At 70.0% G+C, this 21,601-nt stretch carries 21 protein-coding genes and 1 tRNA gene; 2 read left to right on the forward strand and 20 right to left on the reverse strand.

What is annotated here, in order from left to right; all coding sequences use genetic code 11:
* Positions 1 to 17: 17 nt before the first annotated feature.
* The 18 genes from KTN05_RS02335 to KTN05_RS02420 form a co-directional block, all read right to left on the reverse strand.
* Positions 18 to 1,049 (reverse strand): cell division protein FtsQ/DivIB, encoded by a 1,032-nt coding sequence (locus KTN05_RS02335; RefSeq protein ID WP_371823253.1) that lies wholly within the window; start codon positions 1,047 to 1,049, stop codon positions 18 to 20.
* The gene (locus KTN05_RS02340; protein WP_254367918.1) at positions 1,037 to 1,927 is read right to left on the reverse strand and encodes a D-alanine--D-alanine ligase; all 891 of its coding nucleotides are present in this window, start codon (positions 1,925 to 1,927) and stop codon (positions 1,037 to 1,039) included. The genes KTN05_RS02335 and KTN05_RS02340 overlap by 13 nt, the downstream gene beginning before the upstream one ends.
* A 196-nt stretch (positions 1,928 to 2,123) precedes the next feature.
* On the reverse strand, positions 2,124 to 2,540 hold the full coding sequence (locus KTN05_RS02345; RefSeq protein WP_217327763.1) for a bifunctional 2-polyprenyl-6-hydroxyphenol methylase/3-demethylubiquinol 3-O-methyltransferase UbiG: 417 nt from the start codon (positions 2,538 to 2,540) through the stop codon (positions 2,124 to 2,126).
* Positions 2,537 to 3,484, reverse strand: coding sequence for a UDP-N-acetylmuramate dehydrogenase (murB, locus tag KTN05_RS02350; protein ID WP_217327764.1), 948 nt, complete (start codon positions 3,482 to 3,484; stop codon positions 2,537 to 2,539). The genes KTN05_RS02345 and murB overlap by 4 nt, the downstream gene beginning before the upstream one ends.
* A gap of 165 nt (positions 3,485 to 3,649) precedes the next feature.
* A complete protein-coding gene (locus KTN05_RS02355; protein WP_217327765.1) occupies positions 3,650 to 3,928 on the reverse strand; it encodes a hypothetical protein in 279 nt (92 codons plus the stop codon).
* A complete protein-coding gene (locus KTN05_RS02360; protein ID WP_254367919.1) occupies positions 3,925 to 4,209 on the reverse strand; it encodes a DUF2484 family protein in 285 nt (94 codons plus the stop codon). The genes KTN05_RS02355 and KTN05_RS02360 overlap by 4 nt, the downstream gene beginning before the upstream one ends.
* On the reverse strand, positions 4,206 to 5,630 hold the full coding sequence (gene murC, locus KTN05_RS02365; RefSeq protein WP_217327766.1) for a UDP-N-acetylmuramate--L-alanine ligase: 1,425 nt from the start codon (positions 5,628 to 5,630) through the stop codon (positions 4,206 to 4,208). The genes KTN05_RS02360 and murC overlap by 4 nt, the downstream gene beginning before the upstream one ends.
* Complete coding sequence (locus tag KTN05_RS02370) at positions 5,627 to 6,718, reverse strand: glycosyltransferase (protein ID WP_217327767.1); 1,092 nt, start codon at positions 6,716 to 6,718, stop codon at positions 5,627 to 5,629. Before KTN05_RS02370 ends, murC begins: the two co-directional genes overlap by 4 nt.
* Positions 6,715 to 7,881 (reverse strand): putative lipid II flippase FtsW, encoded by a 1,167-nt coding sequence (ftsW, locus tag KTN05_RS02375; RefSeq protein WP_217327768.1) that lies wholly within the window; start codon positions 7,879 to 7,881, stop codon positions 6,715 to 6,717. The genes KTN05_RS02370 and ftsW overlap by 4 nt, the downstream gene beginning before the upstream one ends.
* A 205-nt stretch (positions 7,882 to 8,086) precedes the next feature.
* Positions 8,087 to 9,496 (reverse strand): UDP-N-acetylmuramoyl-L-alanine--D-glutamate ligase, encoded by a 1,410-nt coding sequence (gene murD / locus KTN05_RS02380; RefSeq protein WP_217327769.1) that lies wholly within the window; start codon positions 9,494 to 9,496, stop codon positions 8,087 to 8,089.
* A gap of 73 nt (positions 9,497 to 9,569) precedes the next feature.
* Entirely contained in the window at positions 9,570 to 10,655 is a 1,086-nt protein-coding gene (mraY, locus tag KTN05_RS02385) for a phospho-N-acetylmuramoyl-pentapeptide-transferase (RefSeq protein WP_217327770.1), read from the reverse strand.
* Between the two features lie 4 nt (positions 10,656 to 10,659).
* Entirely contained in the window at positions 10,660 to 12,057 is a 1,398-nt protein-coding gene (gene murF, locus KTN05_RS02390) for a UDP-N-acetylmuramoyl-tripeptide--D-alanyl-D-alanine ligase (protein ID WP_217327771.1), read from the reverse strand.
* Positions 12,054 to 13,517, reverse strand: a complete 1,464-nt coding sequence (locus KTN05_RS02395) for a UDP-N-acetylmuramoyl-L-alanyl-D-glutamate--2,6-diaminopimelate ligase (RefSeq protein WP_217327772.1) — start codon at positions 13,515 to 13,517, stop codon at positions 12,054 to 12,056. Before KTN05_RS02395 ends, murF begins: the two co-directional genes overlap by 4 nt.
* A 64-nt stretch (positions 13,518 to 13,581) precedes the next feature.
* A complete protein-coding gene (locus tag KTN05_RS02400; protein WP_217327773.1) occupies positions 13,582 to 15,387 on the reverse strand; it encodes a penicillin-binding protein 2 in 1,806 nt (601 codons plus the stop codon).
* Positions 15,384 to 15,797 carry a cell division protein FtsL gene (locus KTN05_RS02405; RefSeq protein WP_217327774.1) on the reverse strand — a complete coding sequence of 138 codons (414 nt, stop codon included), beginning with the start codon at positions 15,795 to 15,797 and terminating at the stop codon, positions 15,384 to 15,386. The genes KTN05_RS02400 and KTN05_RS02405 overlap by 4 nt, the downstream gene beginning before the upstream one ends.
* A complete protein-coding gene (gene rsmH / locus KTN05_RS02410; protein ID WP_217327775.1) occupies positions 15,794 to 16,759 on the reverse strand; it encodes a 16S rRNA (cytosine(1402)-N(4))-methyltransferase RsmH in 966 nt (321 codons plus the stop codon). The genes KTN05_RS02405 and rsmH overlap by 4 nt, the downstream gene beginning before the upstream one ends.
* Complete coding sequence (gene mraZ, locus KTN05_RS02415; protein ID WP_217327776.1) at positions 16,759 to 17,262, reverse strand: division/cell wall cluster transcriptional repressor MraZ; 504 nt, start codon at positions 17,260 to 17,262, stop codon at positions 16,759 to 16,761. The genes rsmH and mraZ overlap by 1 nt, the downstream gene beginning before the upstream one ends.
* 657 nt (positions 17,263 to 17,919) lie before the next feature.
* Positions 17,920 to 19,017: an Mrp/NBP35 family ATP-binding protein gene (locus KTN05_RS02420; RefSeq protein ID WP_217327777.1), complete on the reverse strand. Its 1,098-nt coding sequence runs from the start codon at positions 19,015 to 19,017 to the stop codon at positions 17,920 to 17,922.
* A gap of 307 nt (positions 19,018 to 19,324) precedes the next feature.
* Between KTN05_RS02420 and KTN05_RS02425 the strand changes: the two genes are divergently transcribed.
* Positions 19,325 to 19,558 (forward strand): DUF1127 domain-containing protein, encoded by a 234-nt coding sequence (locus KTN05_RS02425; protein ID WP_217327778.1) that lies wholly within the window; start codon positions 19,325 to 19,327, stop codon positions 19,556 to 19,558.
* 385 nt (positions 19,559 to 19,943) lie between these two features.
* Positions 19,944 to 20,726 (forward strand): 23S rRNA (adenine(2030)-N(6))-methyltransferase RlmJ, encoded by a 783-nt coding sequence (gene rlmJ / locus KTN05_RS02430; RefSeq protein WP_217327779.1) that lies wholly within the window; start codon positions 19,944 to 19,946, stop codon positions 20,724 to 20,726.
* Positions 20,727 to 20,789: 63 nt separating this feature from the next.
* On the opposite strand, the gene KTN05_RS02435 is transcribed toward rlmJ, so the two are convergent.
* Together KTN05_RS02435 and trxC are read right to left on the reverse strand one after the other, a co-directional pair.
* Positions 20,790 to 20,865 (reverse strand) — tRNA-Ala (locus KTN05_RS02435).
* 289 nt (positions 20,866 to 21,154) lie between these two features.
* Positions 21,155 to 21,589, reverse strand: coding sequence for a thioredoxin TrxC (trxC, locus tag KTN05_RS02440; RefSeq protein ID WP_217327780.1), 435 nt, complete (start codon positions 21,587 to 21,589; stop codon positions 21,155 to 21,157).
* Positions 21,590 to 21,601 lie beyond the last annotated feature (12 nt).

Raw genomic sequence — 21,601 nt, forward strand, 5'->3', positions numbered from 1 at the left:
TCCCGTGCCCTGGTGTCTCAGCCGTTCTGCGGGCTGCCCGCCGTCTTCGCCTGCGCCGCGGCCTTCGCCGCTTCCTCCGGGTCGATCACCCGCCCGTCCGGCCCCAGCTCCGGCTCGCCCCGCGCCCGCCGCAGCGTGTTCTGCGCGGTGATCCCCATCCGCAGGGCCGGGCGATCGGCGTCGCGAAGGTCAACCACCGTCACGTCGCGCGACAGCAGCGCCCCGGTCCGGTCCAGCGCGATGGCCTTTTCCAGCGCCTGCACGGCGCGGTCCTCGGGCAGCATGATCCGCTGGCCCCGGTCCAGCACCACGTCCCAGCGGCGCGCGCCGCGGCGTTCCAGCCCGCGCAGGCGCGGCAGGATCGGCCCGGCGGCCTCGATCAGCGCCATCGCCTCGACGGCGGCCGCATCCGCCCCCTCGCCCGCGATCATCGGCAAATCGGGGCGCACGTCGCGCGAGGTGGCCGAGGCGACGCGGTGCCCGCCCGCGTCCAGCAGCTCGATCCCCCGCGCATGGCGCCACAGCATCGCCGGCGTCCGCTCGGTCACGACGGCGGACAGAACGCCCCCCGGCATGATCCGCAATTCCAGCTTTTCGACCGCGTCGAGGTTCATCACCTGGCTGCGCAGCGCGGCGAGGTCGATGTCGAAGCTGGACGCGGGCAGCGTGACCGGCAGCATTCCCTGCAGGCCCTTCTCGACCACCGGAGAGGCGCCCTCGACCCGCAGCGTGTGGACCATGAACTCGTCGCGGGTCTGCACCTTCTCGACCAGCGCGGTGATGCCGCCGCTGAGTTCGGCCCGGCGCGTCTCGTCCGACAGATACAGGCCCACCACCATCGCCAACGCGAAGGCGGGCAGGCCGACCCGCAGCACACGGCGATAGATCGGGGTCAGCCAGATCCGGTGCAGCCGGTAGGCCAGCCGCGACGGCGCCGGGTCGCGCCGCGCGGGCTTGGCCTGCGGCTGGGGGCGGCTGCCGACCGGGCGGACGGGCGCGGGACGGCCGCCGATGGCCACGGGTCGGTCGGAGGGCGTCAGTCCCTGCACAGCGCTTCCTCCACGATCCAGCGGCAGAGCGCCGTGAAATCCATGCCGACATGCGCCGCCTGTTCGGGGGCGAGCGAGGTCGGCGTCATGCCCGGCTGGGTGTTCGTCTCCAGCAGGATCAGCCCCGCAAGGCCGCGCGAGTCGTCCCAGCGGAAATCGGTGCGGCTGAGGCCGCGGCACCCCAGCGCCGCATGGGCGCGCACGGCAAAGTCGCGGCAGGCGGCGTCGATCTCGGCCGGGATTTCGGCCGGGATGACGTGGCGCGAGCCGCCGGTGCTGTATTTGGCGTCGTAGTCATACCAGCCCGAGGTGATGATCTCGGTCACGCCAAGCGCCCGGTCGCCCAGCACGGCGGTCGTCAGCTCGCGCCCCGGCGCGTAGGCTTCGACCATCACATGCTCAGGCATGTCGCCGGAAAGCTGCGCGGGGCCGTTGTTCCCCTCGCGCACGATATAGACGCCGACCGACGATCCCTCGTCATTCGGCTTGACCACGTAAGGGGGCGGCATGACATGACGCGCGCGGACCTCGGCGGCGCAGGCGAGGCGGCTTTCCACGACCGGCAGGCCCGCGTCGCGGAACACCTGCTTGGCGCGGGTCTTGTCCATCGCCAGCGCCGAGGCGAGCACGCCCGAATGGGTGTAGCGATAGCCGAGCCAGTCCATCAGGCCCTGAACGCGCCCATCCTCGCCCATCTTGCCGTGCAGCGCGTTGAAGACGACATCGGGCCGGGCGTCGGCCAGCCGGGCGGGAAGGCTCGCGCCCTCCTGCGGGCCGAGAATGATCTCGGCCACCTGATACCCCGCCACCCGCAGCGCATGCGCGCATTCGCGCCCCGACGACAGCGACACCTCGCGCTCAGCCGAGGGGCCACCCATCAGAACCGCTACGGTGTGGGCTGTCCTGCTCGACTCGCCCGCCACGTCTTCGCCTCGTTCACGCCGGGTTTGTCCCGGTGATCGTTGTCGGGGCCTGCCTGAACCCCGATGCGCGCCTGTGTCGGCACGTCATGCGGGCATGATAGTCACAAAGCGGTGCACAGCGGAAGGGGGCATGAGCGGCGCGCAGCGGGTTTCAGCGAGGAAGGCGAGCCGTGGCGTCCTGCCCGTCGATGAAGAGCTGCCCGCCGGGCGCCAGCAGATGGGCGATGCAGCGCAGCGCGGCGGTCTCACCCTCGGGGTGGCGGCCGTCCAGCACGCCGACGCGGAGCGCGACGGCCAGATCGAATCGGCCCGCAAGGTCCGCAGGGGCAAAATCCTCGATCGCGCCTTCGGCATAGTCCAGCCACGCAGGCCCGCCGGCGGCACGTGCCTGCCCGATGGCCCTGGCCGAACGGTCGAGTCCCAGCACATGCCCCGAGCCGCCAACGATCCGCGCCGTCTCTCGCGCCATCGCCCCCGGACCGCAGCCGATCTCCAGCACCGCCATCCCCTCGCGCAGGGGCAGGGCGTGAACCGCCGCCGCCAGCCGGGGAGACAGCTGCGGAGTCATCCGGCGCGGACGATGGCCGGGGTCGGCAGCGGCTCCCCCACCCGGATCACCTCCCAGGTCAGCTTGCGCCCGGTCACGGCCCGGACCCGCTCGCGCACCAGCTCGCCCAGCGACTCGAGATCGGCCGCCGTCGCCCCGCCGGTGTTGATGAGGAAATTGGGGTGCTTCTCGCTCATCTGCGCCCCGCCGAGCGCGTAGCCGCGCAGCCCCGCCTCGTCGATCAGCTTCCACGCCTTCAGCTCGTGCGTGTCGTCGGCGCGACCGGTGGAACTGAAGCCCGCCGGGTTGCGGAAGGTCGAGCCGGCGGTGCGTTCGCGCGTCGGCTGGCTCTCGTCGCGGCGGGCGATCTGCTGGCGCATCCGCTCGGCCAGTTCCGCCGGATCGCCAAGGCCGCCGCGGAAGGTCGCGCGCGTCACCACCCAGCCTTCGGGCAGCGACGAGGCCCGGTAGGAGAAGTCCAGATCCTGCGGCTCCAGCCGCAGCACGGCGCCGTCACGGGCGACCACCTCGATCTCGGCCAGCACGTCCGCGACGTAGGTGCCATAGCAGCCCGCGTTCATCCGCACCGCGCCGCCGACGCTGCCGGGGATGGTGCGCAGGAAGGTCAGATCCACCCCCGCCTCGCCCGCTTTACGGGCAACATGGGTGCCGAGCGCCGCCGCCCCCGCTGTCACCCGGTCGCCTTCGACGGTGATGTCGTTGAAGCCGCGTCCCAGCCGGATCACGACGCCGCGGATGCCGCCGTCGCGCACGATCAGGTTCGAGCCGACGCCCATCGGGAAGACCTCGACGCGGGGATCGAGGCCGCGCAGGAACGCGGACAGGTCGGCCTGATCGGCCGGCTGGAACAGCCAGTCCGCCGGGCCGCCGACGCGCAGCCAGGTCAGGTCGGCCAGGGGTCGGCCTTCGGTCAGCGTGCCGCGCGGGGTCGGAAGGTCGGGCATGGCGTGTCTCCTTCGCTCGGGCGTGGCCTTAGGCGACAGGGAAGGCGCGCGCAACCGGCCGGGAAAGACAGGCCGTGGGGTCCTGGCTGTCGGGCGCGGCACCCTTCGTCGCCGGCTTTCACCGGCAGGGGCACCCGTCAAGCGTCTTGCGGGCCCGGCGCGGGGTCAGCGCCTGCGCAGCGCCTCCCAGAAGCCGGCGACGGCACCGAGGACCAGCGACACCAGCCCCGGCACGATCACGAAGAAGATCATTCCCGAGCGGCGCAGATGCGGATCGCCCGTCAGCACGTCACGCGTGAGCGACCAGCCCGCAACCGCCGCGACGGCGCAGATCACGAGCACCCCCATCAGCCCGGACAGCCCGAAGCGCCGCGCGGCCAGCCATGCGAGCAGACCGGGCAGCGTGACAGCCAGCGCGGCAGGCAAGGCATAGTCGTCGATCATCGCGCCACGTCGCCTTCGCCATCGGCCATCCCGTCGCCGCGCTCGCCCGATTCGGGCTCCTGCCCCCGCCGTGCGAGCAGGACCGCGCCGATCAGGAACACCGCAAGCCCCGCGATCGGGCCCCAGTGCAGCGTCAGCCAGCCGAGCAGCGGCACGCCGGCCACGATCAGCGCCCATAGCGCCTGCCAGTGGCGCACAGGTGGCAGACGGCCTGCGAAGGCTGCGGCGATCAGCCACAGGACCGCCATCGCCGCGCAAAGCTGAGGCTGCAGGATCGTCATGCCGCGCGCACCTGCAGCTGGTCGGGCAAGGCGTTCGCCCAGGCCGAGATCGTCCCCGCGCCGAGGCACACCACCATGTCGCCGGGCCGCGCCTGCTCGCGCACCAGACGGACCAGATCCGCTTCGTCCATCACCGCGCGGGCGTGGCGGTGGCCGTGGGCGATGAGGCCCTGCACCAGATCGTCGCGGCTGGCGCCGGGGATCGGCTCTTCGCCCGCCGCATAGACATCGGCGATTGCGACGACATCAGCCTCGTTGAAGCAGGTGCAGAAATCGTCGAAGAGGCTCGACAGGCGCGAATAGCGGTGCGGCTGGTGCACGGCGATCACGCGGCCCTTGGTGGCCTGCCGTGCGGCCTTGAGGACCGCCGCGATCTCGACCGGGTGATGGCCGTAATCGTCGATGATCGTCACGCCGTCGATTTCCGCTACCTTGGTGAAGCGCCGCCCCACCCCGCCGAACTTGGCGAGGCCGGTGCGGATCTCGTCCTTCTTGATGCCCAGATGCCGGGACACGGCCACCGCCGACAGCGCGTTGGAAACGTTGTGATCGCCCGGCATCGGCAGGGTGCAGCCCTCGATCAGCGGCACGGTGCCGTCATCCTCGCGCTCGCCCTGCAACGCGATGTCGAAATGCGCGGTGCCGTTCTCGTAGCGCAGGTTGATCGCGCGCACATCAGCCTGCGCGTTGAAGCCGAAGGTCACGACCCGGCGGTCGGTCAGCTTGCCGACCAGCGCCTGCACCTCGGGATCGTCGGTGCAGCAGACGGCGAGGCCGTAGAAGGGGATGCCCGAGGCGAAGTCGACGAACCCCTGCCGCAGCTTGTCGAAGCTGCCCCAGTGATCCATGTGCTCGGGGTCGATGTTGGTGACGATGGCGATGGTCGCGGGCAGGCGGTTGAAGCTGCCGTCCGATTCGTCAGCCTCGACCACCATCCACTCACCCGCCCCGGCCCGCGCGTTGGAGCCGTAGGCGTGGATCACCCCGCCATTGATGACGGTCGGATCGAACCCGCCCGCGTCGAGCAGGGTCGCCACCATCGTCGTGGTGGTGGTCTTGCCGTGCGTTCCGGCGATGGCGATGTTGGATTTCAGGCGCATCAGTTCCGCCAGCATCTCGGCCCGGCGCACGACCGGCAGGCCGCGACGGCGCGCCTCCTCCAGCTCGGGGTTGCCCTTCTTGATGGCGGTGGAGATGACGACCACCCCCGCATCCCCGATATTCTCGGCCCGCTGCCCCTCGAAGATGCGCGCGCCGAGGCATTCCAGCCGGTCGGTGATCTTGGACCGCTTCGCGTCCGAGCCCTGGACGTTGTAGCCCAGCGTCATCAGCACCTCGGCGATGCCGGACATGCCGATGCCGCCGATGCCGACGAAATGGATGGGCCCGAGTTCTCCGGGAAGCTTGGTCGCTACGTTCATGAGCTGAGTTCCGTGACTAGATCGTAGAGCCGGGCGGCCGCGTCGGGCCGTCCCAGCGCGAGCGCCGCCGCCGCCATACGGCCGGCGCGGGCGGGGTCCGCGAGAATTGCGTTCAGGTCGCGCGTCAGGCTGGCAATGTCCAGCACCGATTCCGGCAGGACCACCGCCGCGCCCGATTCGGCCAGCGCGCGGGCGTTGGCCGACTGGTGATCGCCTGCCGCCGCGGCAAAGGGGATGAGGATCGAGGGCCGCCCGATCACGGTGATATCGGCGATGGACGACGCCCCTGCCCGGCTGACCACGGCCTGCGCCTGTGCCAGCCGTTCAGGCACATCCGCGAAGAACGGCCGCACCTCGGCCTGCACCCCGGCCTCGGCATAGGCGCGGGTGACGCGGGCCTCGTCCTCGGCGCGGGCCTGATGGCTGACGCTCAGGCGGGTGCGGAGCGTTTCGGGCAGCGCGGCGATGGCGGCGGGGACGATGTCCGACAGGACGCGGGCGCCCTGACTGCCGCCGATGATCAGCAGATGCAGCGGGCCGTCATCGGGCGGGGCATAGGGCGCACCCGCGCGGTCCAGCACCGCCTGCCGCACCGGGTTGCCGGTGTGGATGCCGGTGACGCCCGCCGGCAGGTCGGTCGGCCAGGTGCCGCAGGCGACACGGTCCACGCGCCGCGCGAAGATGCGGTTCACGCGCCCCATGACGCCGTTCTGTTCGTGGATCATGCGCGGCAGGCCCAGCAGCACCGCCGCGCTCATCGCCGGGATGGCGGGATAGCCGCCGAAGCCCACGACCACCGCCGGACGGTCCCGGCGCAGCCCGGCCACGGCGCGGGTGACGCCCGCCCCGATCTTCAGCGGTGCGGTCAGCTTGCCGATCGGGCCACCGCGGGCGGTTGTGGCCGAGGGCACGATCTCGCGCGTCACCTCGGGCGGGAAGCCCCCCGCGTAGCGGGCGCCGCGCTCGTCGGTGGACAGCTTGACCCGCCAGCCATGCGCCAGCAGCCGCTCGGCCAGCGCCTGCGCCGGGAACATGTGGCCCCCGGTTCCACCCGCCGCGATCAGCGCGAGTTTACCGCGGCCGTTCATCGGCCCGCGCGCCCCAGCACGTCCGCGATCTTGCCCTGCGGGCGCGAGCGGGTCAGCGCCAGCAGCATCCCCATCGCGATGGCCGAGGCGATCACCGACGAGCCGCCATAGCTCACGAAGGGCAGCGTCATCCCCTTGGCGGGCAGCAGGCGCACCGCGACGCCCATGTTGATGAGCGCCTGGATGCCGAAGGCGCAGGCCAGCCCGGTGCCGGCGATGCGGGCGAAGGGATCACGCTCGCCCGTCAGCCGCAGCAGCGAACGGGACACCACCGTCGCGTAGAGCAGGATCACGATCAGCACCATGATGAAGCCGTATTCCTCGGCCGCGACGGCGATGATGAAGTCGGTATGCGCGTCGGGCAGCGACCATTTCACCGTGCCCTCGCCCACGCCGACGCCGAAGAACCCGCCCTCCTGGATGGCGTTGGTCGCGTAGCCGATCTGGGTGCGGGGGTCGATCTCGGGCGACAGGAACCCGTCGATGCGGCGGGCGAAATGTTCCGAATTGGAATAGGCGAAGACGCCGCCGATCAACGCCAGCCCTGCGGCGGCCATCAGATACAGCATCGGCGCCCCGGCGATGAAATACATCACCCCCCAGGAAAACAGCACCAGCGACGCCTGCCCGAAATCCGGCTGCATGGCGAGGATCACCACCACCGCCAGCGTCATCAGCGCGGCGAACGACTTGCCGGGCGGGCCGCCCACTTCCTGGCTGGCCGCCATGAACCAGCCCAGCAGGGCGACGAGGCCGGGCTTGAGGAACTCGGACGGCTGGATCGAGGTGAAGCCGAGGCTGAGCCACCGCGTCGCGCCCTTGCCGAAATCCGTGCCGATGAACGGCAGCAGGGCGACGGTCACGAACGAGATGGCGAAGACCATCACCCCCACCCGCCGCACCTGCCGGGGCGACATCATCGAGATGACCAGCATCACCACCAGCGCGACACCGCCGAAGATGCCCTGCCGGGTGACGTAGTAGAAGCGCGGCAGGTTGTTCTTTTCCGCCAGCGGGACCGATGCCGCCAGCCCCAGCAGGATGCCGATGGCGAAGAGGCCCACCACGCAGGCCAGCGTCCACTTGTCCAGCGTGCGCCACCAGCGCGGAAGGATAGGATCGCCCGAACGCACACGCGTCGCGCCAAAGACCATTTCGGTCATGGGATCACCGCTGTCACTGCCTCTGCCATGCCCGTCGCCGGGCTGCCCGTTTGCCGGGTCTGGGGCGGAGAATAGCGCGGATGGCGGGGCGAGGCTAGAAATGATTGCGTGAGGTGAAGCGGCGGCGCGTTGCGGGCGGTCCGCTGAAGCGCACCCTACAGGGCGCCGAAGCGTAAGATCCGCTTCAGCGCACCAATGCCCCGGCTCAGCCGTCCGCCCGCAGCGCCTCCACCAGCGCGGTGAAATGCTCGCCGCGCTTCTCGAAGTTCGGATACTGGTCGAAGCTGGCGGCGGCGGGGGCGAGTAGCACCGTCTCGCCCGGCTGCGCCTCGGCGCTCGCAAGCGCGACGGCCTGATCCAGCGTCTCCACGACCTCGTGTGGGGTTTCGCCGAGCTGAAGCGCGAAGTCGCGGGCGGAGTGGCCGATCAGGTAGGCCTTGACCACCCGGCTCAGATGCGGCGCCAGCGCGGCGATGCCGCCGTCCTTGCCGAGGCCCCCGGCGATCCAGCGGATGCGGTCGAAGGCCAGCAGCGCCTTTTCGGCCGCATCCACGTTGGTCGCCTTGGAATCGTTCACCCAAGCCACGCCGCCGATCTCGGCCACCGTCTGGCTGCGATGCGGCAGGCCGCCGAAGCTGTGGAACGCGGCCTCGATCTCGCGCGGGGCGAGGCCCACGGCCCGGCAGGCGGCGTAGGCGGCGCAGGCGTTCTGGTGGTTGTGGGTGCCGGGCAGGCCGGTGATCCCGCGCAGGTCGATCGAGGCGACCTGCCGGCCCTTGCGGTATTCCGAAAGGAATCCCTTGCGGGCGAAGACCGACCAGCCGAGGCCTTCCAGCTTCTCCTCGACCGAGATGCGGATCACCCGGTCGTCCTGCGGCGTCTGCCCCATCTGCCCGGCAAGGTAACGCCCCTCGGCCTCGTCCACCCCGATCACGCAGCGGTCGGGGCCCCCTTCCGAGAACAGGCGCCGCTTGGCCGCGAAATAGCCGCCCATGCCGCCGTGTCGGTCGAGATGGTCAGGCGACAGGTTGGTGAACACCGCCACATCCGGCGTCAGCGCGCGGGCAAGGTCGGTCTGATAGCTGCTGAGTTCCAGCACCACGACTTCGCCGTCCATCGGCGGGTCCAGCGACAGGACGCCCGTGCCGATATTGCCGCCCATCTGGGTAGGGCGGCCCGCTTCGCTCAGGATGTGGTGGATCAGCGCGGTGGTGGTGGATTTGCCGTTCGAGCCGGTGACGCAGATCACGCGCGGGGCCGTGTCGAACGCCTCCCACGCCTGCGTCGCGAAGCTGCGGAAGAACAGGCCGATGTCGTTGTCCACCGGCACGCCCCGCGCATAGGCCTGCGCGATGGCCGCGTGCGGCTGCGGGTAGAGATGCGGGATGCCGGGCGAGGTGATGAGCGCGTCGATCCGCTCCTCCCACGCCTTGTCGTGGGTAAGGTCGGCGAGTTGCAGCCCCTCAGTCTCGGCGGCGGCGCGGGTCTCGGCGCTGTCGTCCCAGGCGATGATGCGCGCCCCGCCCTCGCGCAGGGCGGCGGCGGTCGCCCGGCCCGAACGGCCGAGGCCGAGGACGGCGATGGTCTGGTTCTGGACGCCTTGAACGGGGATCATCGGTGGCTCCTGTGACGGGAAGGCCGGGGGCCAGCCCCCGGACCCCCGGGATATTTGGGCGAAGAAGAACGGATCAGCGGAGTTTCAGGGTCGCGAGGCCGATCAGAGCAAGGATCAGCGCGATGATCCAGAAGCGGATGACGATGGTGGCCTCGGCCCAGCCCTTCTTCTCGAAATGATGGTGGATCGGGGCCATCAGGAACACGCGGCGGCCGGTGCGCTTGAAGTGGAAGACCTGGATCATGACGCTCAGCGCCTCGACCACGAACAGGCCGCCGACGATGGCCAGCACGATCTCGTGCTTGACGCAGATGGCGATGGCGCCGAGCGCGCCGCCGAGGGCGAGGCTGCCGGTGTCGCCCATGAAGACGGCGGCGGGGGGCGCGTTGTACCAGAGGAACCCGAGGCCCGCGCCGATCAGGGCCGAGACGAAGACCAGAAGTTCCCCGGTGCCGGGGACGAAATGGACGCCGAGGTAATCCGCGAAGATGCGGTTGCCGACCAGATAGGCGATGACGCCGAAGGTGCCGGCGGCGATCATCACCGGGCCGATGGCGAGGCCGTCGAGGCCGTCCGTCAGGTTGACGGCGTTCGCCGCGCCGACGATCACGATCATCGCGAAGGGGATGTAGAAGAGGCCGAGGTCGATCAGCGCGTCCTTGAAGAACGGCAGCGCCAGCTGGCCCGACAGCGCCTCGGGGTTCGCCCAGGCGGCGGCGATCGCGGCGACCACGCCCACGGCCAGGCCGATCGCCATGCGGACCTTGCCCGAGACGCCCGCATGGGTGAATTTCTTGACCTTGGCGTAGTCGTCCGCGAATCCCAGCGCCGCGAAGGCCAGCGTCACCAGCAGCACGATCCAGACATAGGCATTGTCGAGCCGCGCCCAGAGCAGGGTGGATATCGTCAGCGCCGACAGGATCAGCAGCCCGCCCATCGTGGGGGTGCCGCCCTTGTGGACGTGGTCGGGGCCGATTTCGCGCAGCGGCTGGCCCTTCTTCTGCTTCAGCCGCAACCAGTTGATGAGGGGGCGGCCGAAGATGAAGCCGAAGATCAGCGCGGTGAAGAAGGCGAACCCGGCCCGGAAGGTGATGTAGCGGAACAGGTTGAAGACGCCGCCCGCCCCTTCCGGGGAGAGATTCGCAAGCCAGTAGAGCATCCGGTCAACCTTCCGTCTGGGGCAGGGTCTGGTCAGGCGCGGGCGTCTGACGGGTTTTACGGATCGCGTCAACCACGCGCGCGACGCCCGAGCCCTTCGATCCCTTGACGATCACCACGTCGCCATCGCGCGCCAGATCGGCGGCGCGGGCGCAGAGCTCGTCCGCCGTTTCCACCCAGAACCCACGTTTTTCCGCGGGCAGCGCGTCCATCAGGTGGCGCATCCGGGTGCCGCAGGCGTGGACCAGTGAGACGGTTTCCATCTGGGGATAGCGGGCGATGTCGGCGTGAAGCCGCGCCTCGTTCGGGCCGAGTTCCAGCATGTCGCCGAGGATCGCGACCTTGCGGGTGCCCGGCAGGCGGGCGAGCGTTTCCAGCCCGGCGGCAAGGCTGGCGGGGTTGGCGTTGTAGCTGTCGTCCAGCAGGGTGATGCCGCCGATCCGTTCCACCCCGCCGCGACCCTTGTAGGGCTGCCAGTGGGACAGCCCCTCGGCGGCGCGGCGCAGGTCGGCGCCGAGTGCGCTGACCGCCGCCAGAACGCCGACCGCGTTCATCACGAAATGCGCGCCGGCGGAGGCGAGCGTGAACTCCACCGTTTCGCCCAGGATGCGGGCGCGGACTTGCGTGCGGCCTTCGTCGGTGTCGGATTCCAGCGGCCTGGCCACGCCGTCCTTGCCGAAGCCGATGACGATCGCCCCCGCCGCGTCGGCGGCGTCGCGCAGGATCGAGGTGACGGGCAGATCCTCGGGGATGATGGCGTGGCCGGCGGGTTCCAGCCCCTCGAAGATCGACGCCTTCTCGCGGGCGATCCCGTCGAGGGAGCCGAACGCCTCCATATGCGCGGGGGCGACGGTGGTGATCATCGCCACATGCGGGCGGGCCATGCGGGCGAGCGGGGCGATCTCGCCGGGGTGGTTCATGCCGAGCTCATAGATGGCGAAGTCGGTATCCACCGGCATCCGGGCGAGCGTCAGGGGAACGCCCCAGTGGTTGTTGAGGCTCGCCTCTGCGGCGTGGACCTTGCCTTGGGAAGCCAGCGCGGCTGCGGCCATGTCCTTGGTCGAGGTCTTGCCGACGCTGCCGGTGATCGCCAGCACCTTCGCGGCGCTGCGCGCGCGGGCGGCGCGGCCGAGCGCCTCCAGCGCGGGGAGGACATCGGGGACGATGAGGAGCGGGGCATCCGGGGTGATACCCTCGGGGATGCGGCTGACCAAAGCGGCGGCGGCGCCCTTTTCCAGCGCCTGCGCCACGAAGTCGTGCCCGTCGCGCGCGTCCTTCAGCGCCACGAACAGGTCGCCGGGGCGGATCGTGCGGGTGTCGATGGAGATGCCGCTCGCGGCCCATTCCGCGGTGCTGCGCCCGCCCGTCGCAACGGCGGCGTCGTCGGAGGTCCAGAGCGTCATATCCGGCCGTCCAGCGCGGCCACGGCGACAGAGGCCTGCTCCGCGTCGTCGAAGGGGAACACGTCGGAGCCGACGATCTGCCCGGTCTCGTGCCCCTTGCCGGCGATCAGCAGTGCGTCGCCGGGTTGCAGGGCGTCCACGGCGCGCAGGATTGCCTCGGCCCGGTCGGGCACCTCGGTCGCGTCGGGGCCCGCGCCGGCCATCACCTCGGCGCGGATCGCGGCGGGGTCTTCCGTGCGGGGGTTGTCGTCGGTGACATAGACCACGTCGGCGTGTTCCCGTGCGGCCTGTCCCATCAGCGGGCGCTTGCCCTTGTCGCGGTCGCCGCCCGCGCCGATCACGACGATGATCCGGCCCATCACATGCGGGCGCAGCGATTGCAGCGCCGCGACCACCGCGCCGGGCTTGTGGGCGTAGTCCACGAACACCGCCGCGCCGTTCTCGCGGATGGCGGCAAGCTCCATCCGGCCGCGCACGGTGGTGAGATTCGGCAGCGCCGCCAGCACCCGGCCCGGCGTGTCACCGGCAGCGATGGCGAGACCGGCGGCGGCCAGCACGTTCTCGGCCTGAAAGCCGCCGATCAGGTTCAGGCGGATCAGGTGCGTCTGCCCGTCCATCGAGAAGCGCAGATCCTGCCCCGTCGCGTCGTAGCGCTGGCCGAGGATGCGCAGGTCGCAGCCCGCCCCCGTCCCCACCGTGGTCAGCTTCAGCTCGCGGTCGCGGGCGATTTCGGCCATCTGCCGGCCGCGCTCGCCGTCGGTGTTGATGACCGCCGCGTCGCCGGGTTGCAGAAGGCGCGAGAAGAGCAGCGCCTTGGCCGCGAAATACTCGTCGAAGTCGCGGTGGTAGTCGAGATGGTCCTGGCTGAAGTTGGTGAACGCCCCGGCCCGCAGCCGCACCCCGTCCAGCCGCCGCTGGTCGAGCCCGTGCGAGGACGCCTCCATCGCCGCGTGGGTCACGCCCGCCTCGGCCGCCTCGGACAGGACGCGGTGCAGCGTCACCGGCTCGGGCGTGGTGTGGGCGAGTTTGGCGGAGTGATCGCCCTCCACCCCCATCGTGCCGAGGCTGATGGCGGAATGGCCGAGCGCCTGCCAGATCTGCCGGGTGAAGGTCGCGACCGAGGTCTTGCCCGAAGTGCCGGTAACGGCGACGACGGTTTCCGGCTGCGCCTCGAACCACAGCGCGGCGGCGCCCGCCAGTGCGGCGCGGGGGTCTTCGGCGACCACCACGGCGGCCTCCGATCCGGCCAGCACATCAGCGGCGATGGACGCGCCCTGCCGGTCCGTCAGGATCGCAGCCGCGCCCTGGCGCAGCGCATACTGGATGAACTCGCCGCCATGCAGCGCCGTTCCGGGCAGCGCGGCGAACAGATGGCCGTCGCGCACGCTCCGCGAATCGACGGACAGGCCCGTGATCTGCGGGTCGCGCCCGTCCTTTGCCCGCAAACCCAGCGCGGACATCCGCTTGGCCTCAACGCTCACCCGTCACCCCGCTTCGCTGCATCCCGCGCCCTCAGCCTGCGCGTCAGTTCGCGACGAGCTTTAGATCACCTGCCGGGCGATTTCCAATCACGGGAAGCGAGGTGTCGGTTTCCGGCCGAAGCCCCACGATGGGCGACAGGCGCCGCACCAGCTCGGCCGCCACCGGGGCGACCGTGAGGCCGGCGGTGCGCGCCTCGCGCCCGGTGGAGTTGGTGGCCGAAGGCTCGTCCAGCGCCACGACCAGCACGTATTTCGGATCATGGGCCGGGAACATGCTGGCGAAGTTGGAGATCACCTTGCTGTCGTAATAGCCGCCGCCGGGGCGCGGCTTGTCGGCGGTGCCGGTCTTGCCGCCGACGTGGTATCCTTCGACCTCGGCCCGGCGGGCGGTGCCGCGCGTCACGACCTGCCGCAGCAGGTCGCGGGCGGTGCGGGCGGCGCTTTCGGACATGACCCGCTCTCCCTGCACGTGATCGCGGCGATGGACCAGCGTGGGCCGGACCCGCAGGCCGTCATTGGCGATGGTCGCATAGGCCGCCGCGAGGTGCAGCGGGCTCGCCGCCAGCCCGTGACCGAAGGAAACCGTCGCCGCCGTCACGGCGGGCCAGCGCGAGGGGACCAGCGGCTTGCCGGTCGGCGCCTCGGTCATCTCGACGGTGGTCGGCTCGAACAGGCCCAGATCCTTCAGGAACTGCTGCTGCCGCTCCGGCCCCAGCATCTGCGCGATCCGCACGGTGCCCACGTTCGAGGATTTCACGATGATGTCCGCGACCGACAGGCTGCCGCCGTAGTTGTGGAAATCGTGGATCAGATACTTGCCGATCTTCATCGGCGAGTTGGCGTTGATCATCGTGTTGGCGTTGATCAGCCCCTCGTCGATGGCCTGGGCCACGGGGAATATCTTGAAGGACGAGCCGAGTTCATACTGCCCCTGCACCATGCGGTTGAACAGCGGGCTGTCGGACGGATCGCCCTTGGTCAGCGGGCGGGGGCGGTCGTTGGGGTCGAAGTCGGGCAGGCTCGCCATCGCGACGATCTCGCCGGTCTTCACCTCCATCAGCACGGCGGCGGCGCCCTTGGCGTTCATCACCTTCATGCCGTTGGACAGCACCTCCTCCATCGCCGCCTGGGCGGTGAGGTCGACGGACAGCGTCAGTGGCGCGCCGGCATTGGCGGGATCGCGCAGCCAGTTGTCGAACGCCTTCTCGACCCCCGCCATGCCCAGCACCTCGGCGCTGCTCACGCCCTCGGCCCCGAAGGTCGAGCCGCCGAGGATGTGGCTGGCCAACTTGCCGTTGGGGTAAAGCCGCATCTCGCGCGGGCCGAACAGCAGGCCCGGCTCGCCGATGTCGTGGACGGCCTGCATCTGCTCGGGCGAGAGCTTCTTCTTGATCCAGACGAAGCTGCGGTTGCCGGTGAAGTCCTTGACCAGCCGCTCGTGGTCCAGATCGGGGAATATCTTCGCCAGCCCATCCGCCGCGCCGGCCGGATCGACCATCTGCTTGGGGTGGGCGTAGAGCGCGTGGGTGGACAGGTTCGTCGCCAGCACCCGCCCGTGCCGGTCCACGATGTCCGCCCGCTGCGAGATGATCTGCGCCCCCGTGGTCTGCGCCCGCGGCTCGCTGGGATTGCTGGAGGCGAGCGCCCCCATCCGCATCCCCACCGTGCCGAAGGCCAGCAGGAAGCAACTCGTCATCACGTAAAGCCGCATCCGCGCACGCTTGCGGGCCCTGTCCTGAATCTCGGCATGGCGGCGGGCGCGGTTCTCGGCCTCGATGGCGTTCGGGTCCTCGCCCTTCTCGCGGGCGCGGAGGATGCGGGCCAGGGGACGCAAGGGGGTGCGGATCACGGCTGATTCTCCATCTGGACGGGGCGGGAACGGGGGCGGCCGGCGATGGCGGGCGCATCGGCGGGAACCGGCGGGTCGGAAAACGCGTCGGGCTCGCCCTCGGGCGGCAGGTCGGGGGCGGGCGGCGGTGGATAATCGACGTTGTTCACCGCGCCGAACTGGCCCGCCTGCACCGGCACCAGCTTCAGCCGCGCGAAGTTGAGATCCACCAGGTCGCGCAGCCGTTCGGGGCGGTTGAGATAGGCCCATTCGGCGCGCAGGACGCCGAGCTGCTCGCGCAGGCCGCCGATGTCCCGCTGGATGCGGTTCATGTCGTCGATCGCGGCCTGGGTGCGATAGTTCTCGCGATAGGCCCAGAAGGCCAGACCCATGACGATCAGGACCGTGACGGTGTAAAGCAACGCCCTCATCTGCCGCTCTCCGGCAGCTGCGGCAGGCCGAGCGCGGCGGTGTCCACCCGGCCCCCCGGGGCGTCGGTGCGGATGGCGACGCGCAGAAAGGCCGAGCGGGCGCGGGGATTGGCGGCAAGCTCCGCCTCGTCCGCCCCGATGGCGCGGCGGAAGGGCAGCTTGAAGGCGGGGGCGTCCTGCTTCGCCTCGGGGGCGTAGCGGCTGCCGCCGCCCGCCGCGTTGGCGCGGGTCTGCATGAAGCGTTTGACGATGCGGTCTTCCAGCGAGTGGAAGCTGACCACCGCCAGATGCCCGCCGGGCTTCAGCGCTCGCTCGGCGGCGGACAGTCCCGCGACAAGCTGGCCGAACTCGTCGTTCACCCAGATGCGGATCGCCTGGAAGCTGCGGGTCGCGGGATGGCTCTGCCCCGGTTTCGGGCGCGGCAGGCAGGACTGCACCACATCCGCAAGCTCGGCGGTGCGGGTCAGCGGCCGGGCGGCGACGATGGCGCGGGCGATGCGGCGGGCGGCGCGTTCCTCGCCGTAATGATAGAGGACATCGGCGATGCGCGATTCCTCGGCCTCGTTCAGCAGATCGGCGGCCGAGGGGCCGTCCTGGCCCATCCGCATGTCCAGCGGCCCGTCGCGCAGGAAGGAAAAGCCGCGTTCCGGCTGGTCGAGCTGCATCGAGCTGACGCCGAGATCCAGCACCACCCCATCCAGCTTCTCGCCCGCGAGACTGTCGAGGTCCGAGAACGTGCCCTGCACCATCCGCAGCCGGTCGCCATATTCGTCCGCCCATCCGCGGGCCATCTCGAACACGGACGGGTCGCGGTCGATGCCGATGACGCGCCCCGCCCCGGCTTCCAGCAGGCCGCGCGCATAGCCGCCCGCGCCAAAGGTGCCGTCCACCCAGACGCCCGAAACGGGGGCCACCGCCCGCAGCAGCGGGGCGAGCAGGACGGGCACATGCGGGGCGGACATCAGGCCGCAGCCTCCGGCGCCGGCAGCAGCGACAGCGGATCGGCGCCGGGCGCAAGCTCGGGCACCATCGCCGCGATGGACTGCAACTCGGCCTCGTGGGTCTCGGGGGTGGAGACCTTCAGGTAATCGCCCGAGGCCATGAAGAAGGCGCGGTCGTCCAGCCCGATCTTCTCGCGCAGGCGATGCGGCAGGACGAGGCGGCCATCGCCGTCGATCTCGGCCTCTTCCGACAGGCCGTTCATCAGCGTTTCCAGATAGGTCCGCTCGGCCGATCCGCGCGGCATCCGGGAAATGCTCTCGTCGATCTCGTCGATGGCTTCGATGGTGAACAGGCGCAGATGGGTCCAGTCGTCGAAACCATAGACGATGACCATCTGCGGGCGCTTGCCGGTTTCCCAGTCGGGGTCGCAGGATTCGAAGACGCGGCGGAACTTGGCCGGGATCGACAGACGCCCCTTGGCGTCCACCTTCACCTCTTCCGAGCCTCTGAACCTGCGCGCCACGCCGGCCACCTTCCACTGTCCGCCCGCTCCGGTCCCCGCAACGGGAAAGGGCGGATCGGGCCGCTGCCACTGCCCGATCCGCCGCCCTCGTCCCATTGCTGGGCCCCGAAGTTTCGGGGATCGCCCGGCTCGTCGCGCCACCTGGGGGAGGTGCTGCTCGCACGCGACCGGGTCGTTTTGCGGAAGTGCGGCTGCCTGTATGAAGCCTGCCTATGGCGTGGGGTCTTGGTGCCCCTTCGCTCCGCCTTCCGTGAGTTCAGGGATGCCATGGGAAATCATGGGAAGCAACGGGTTTGTTCGCCGCCAAGCACAAGCCCGCCGGCCGGGCCAAGGGGAACGCGGCACGAACATCCTCACGCGGCGGTGATCGGGAGGCTTAATTTAGCGGGACTGTGGCTTTCAGCACACAACATGTGGTGGGCAGTGACCGTGTTGCAGATAAGACCCACAAATTCCCAAATCTGGGAAAAGCTGCGCGTCAGCCTGTTCCGGCACCAACCTGAGGCACCGCAAGCCGGAGGAGCCACCCCGATTCACACCCGCTCACGCCGGCTTGAGCGAGATTCGCACAGGCGCGTTCCCGCAGTTTCCCAGATGGCCGCCCATGAAAAAGGGCGGCCCCAAAGGACCGCCCCTCACGCACAGCCGCTGGCGGGTTCAGGCGACGCCCGATTCGATCAGCCGCCGCGCCAGCCGCATATAGGCATCGGCCACCGGCCCCTCGCCCGCCGCGACCGGGGTTCCCGAATCGCCCGCGATCCGCACAGACAGGTCCAGCGGCACCTCGCCCAGGAACGGCAGGCCGCGGGCCTGCGCCTCGGCCGCGACGCCGCCATGGCCGAACAGATGCTCCTCATGGCCGCAATTGGGGCAGACATAGGTAGACATGTTCTCGACCAGTCCCAGAACCGGGGTCTTGAGCTTGTCGAACATGTCGATCGCCCGGCGCGCATCGATCAGCGCCACGTCCTGCGGGGTGGAGACGATCACCGCCCCCGTCACCGGCGCCTTCTGGCACAGACTCAGCTGCACATCGCCAGTCCCCGGCGGCAGGTCCACCAGCAGCACGTCGAGCTTGCCCCATTCCACCTGATTCAGCATCTGCTGCAAGGCGCCCTGCAACATCGGGCCGCGCCAGACGAGCGCCTGGCCTTCGTTCATCATCAGCCCCAGCGACATCATCGCGACGCCATGGCCATACATGGGCTGGATCCGGTCGCCCTCGCTGCGCGGGCGGCCGGTCACCCCCAGCATCCGCGGCTGACTGGGGCCGTAGATGTCGGCGTCGAGGATGCCGACCCGGCGCCCGGCGCGGGCCAGCGCCACGGCGAGGTTGGCGGTCAGCGTGGATTTCCCCACCCCGCCCTTGCCCGAGCCGATGGCCACGATCCGGTCAACACCCGGAATCGCCTCCGGCCCGGCCTGCGGGGTCGGGTGGCGGCCGATCTTCAGATCAGGCGGCGGCGCGGCCCCGCCGCTGCGCGCCGCAACGGGCGAGGATTTTCCCGCGGGCGCGGTGGTCACGATCTGCACGCCAGCCACGCCCGTCATTCCACGCAACAGGGATTCGGCCTGCGCGCGGGCAGGCTCCAGCGCACGGGCAAGCTGGGCGTCGGGCGCCTCGATCACGAAGCGGACGGTGCCGTCGTCGGATATCTGCAAGGCGCGCACGAGATCGGCCGACACGAGGTTTCCGCCGCCCGGCACCTGAATCGTGGCGAGCGACTCAAGAATCCTGTCTCTGTCGATCATCATTGCCCCCTGCGGTTGATCTGCGGCGCAGCATCGCAAAGCCTGCGCGTGACGTAAAGGTGACGGCCCGCCCATTCGGACGTTGCGTCATTTGCATGACTGCGACTTGAAGTCGCAGATTTTCTTCCAAGAAACTTCCCTAACCGCTTAATTGTTGGTCACAGCCGTGGCGGAGCCATGCACATGACGAATGGCTCCGTTCCATTTTCAGCCATTGTGCAGGTGCAGAAACTGGCCCATTTAGCTCCCAACAGAAAACAACAACCGGCGCCCGGCCAACCAGCCCCCGCCGCAGACCCGAGAAGAGAAAATGGCAACGTTCGACCAGTTCGGCACCAACCAGACCAACACCCGCGCCCCCGGCATTGCGCAGCGGATCGCGGCGACGGCCGCCAGCATCCGCGACCAGATTGCGCGCCGTGCGCTGTATCGTCGCACCGTAAACGAGCTTTCGGCGATGTCCAACCGCGAATTGGCGGATATCGGCGTGAACCGGAGCATGATCCACAGCGTTGCCCATCAGGCTGTCAACACGCAGCGGTAAGAACAAGGTTTCCTGACCCCCTCTCCTCCTCCCTCGGGGTTCAGGTCAAGGCGGCATCCCCACTCCTCCCTCCCAGGGGATGCCGCCCAAAGAATACGCGACGGATCCGACCTCCTCCCCGGATCTTCGCGCATCAGGCGGCGGCCCCCTCCTCCTCCCTGGGGTCGCCGCCGACCCTCCCGCCCCGGCGGGAACAGGATACGACGGCCCCTCCTCCTCCCTGGGCCGGTCGTTTGCGGTGACGGCCCTCCTCCTCCCTGGCCGTTGCCGCACCCCATACGCGGCCCCTCCTCCTCCCTGGGCCAGCGTTGCGCGGCGGCGCCTCTCCTCCCTCCTCCCTGGCGCCGCCGCTTCCTTCCCGAACGGGAACGGTCTATGCGGAGGGATGCTTTCCTATCAGCACAGCTACCACGCGGGAAATCTCGCCGACCTGCACAAGCACGCGCTGCTGGCATCGGCGCTGGCGCGGCTGGCGGCCAAGGACAAGCCGTTCACCTATCTGGAAACCCACGCCGGCCGTGGCCTCTATGATCTGCGCAGCCCCGAGGCGGTCCGCACCGGGGAAGCCGCCGCCGGCATCGAACGGGCGCTGGCCGAAGGCTGGCTGCCGCAGGACCACCCGCTGATCGCCGCCCTCACGGCGATCCGGTCGCGGCATGGCGGGACGGCCTATCCCGGCTCGCCCCTCATCGCCGCCCATTTCCTGCGGCCCGGCGATACCGCCCATCTGGCCGAGCTTCACCCGCAGGAACACGCCGCACTGCAGCAGGTCGCCGGCTTCGCCCATCTCCACCGGCAGGACGGCTTTGTAACGGCGAACGCCCTGCTGCCGCCGGCACCCCGCCGCGGCCTCATGCTGATCGACCCGAGCTACGAGGTGAAGGCCGATTACGACCGCATCCCCGGTATCGTGGCGAAGCTGGCGCGCAAGTGGAACGTGGGCGTGATCGGGCTGTGGTATCCCATCCTGACCGATGACCGGCAGGCGCCGATGGCGCGCGCGCTGAGGGCCGCCCATCCCGGTGCCCTGTCCTCCGAAGTCCGCTTCTCCCCAGCCCGGCCTGGCCACGGCATGACCGGCTCGGGCATGTTCATCCTGAACCCGCCCTTCGGGCTCGAGGACGAGGCCGCGCGGATGGCGGAGACATTCGGGCGTCTGGTGACCTGAGCTCACGGCTGGCAGCGCGCGGGGACAGCCGATCCGAGCGGAGGTGCAGCGAAAGTGGAAAACTGGTGGAGCCGAGGGGAATCGAACCCCTGGCCTCGTCATTGCGAACGACGCGCTCTACCAACTGAGCTACGGCCCCACAGGCGCGCCTTTTGGACCGGCGCGGAAAAGTTGTCAAGCATCTGCCCGGCGCAAAATGCGGGGGCTGTCTGCCCCCGCGCCCCCGAGGATATTTCGGCACCAAAGACCCGCTTAACCGAATCTTAGACTCCATGTGCCAGAAGGAAGAGGCGGTACAGGCAGGGACGCCGATGACCGCCACCGAAGACGCCACAGTCCGCGGGGACGGGTACCCGCGCGGACTGTGTGCGACCTGCGCGTCTTTGGTGCGTCAAATATCCCCGCCGGAGGCATCGCCGGAACGGCGATCAGATCTGTTCGCGCACCCAGCCGACCAGTTCGGCAGCGGGGCGCGCCCCGGCGAGGCGGGCGGTTTCCCGGCCGTCCTTGAAGAGGATGAAGGCAGGGATGCCGCGGATGTTCCAGCGGGTCGAGGCTTCGGGGCTGCGCTCGGTGTCGATCTTGGCCAGCCGCGCCTGGCCTTTCAGGAGGCTGGCCGCTTTTTCGAACTCGGGCGCCATCATCCGGCAGGGACCGCACCACGGGGCCCAGAAATCGACCAGCAGCGGGATCTGGTCGGCTCTCGCGGCCTTGGTGAGCGTGGCGAGGTCCACCTCGACGGGTTTGCCCGGCATCAGTGCGGACCCGCAGGTGCCGCATTTCGGCCCCTGCTCCAGGCGGTCGGCCGGAACGCGGTTGCCCTGTCCGCAGGACAGGCAGGTGAGGATGCGGGTGTCTGCCACCGCCGTCTTCCC

The organism is Paracoccus sp. Z118 (genome assembly GCF_019061185.1).
Taxonomy (GTDB): Bacteria; Pseudomonadota; Alphaproteobacteria; order Rhodobacterales; family Rhodobacteraceae; genus Paracoccus.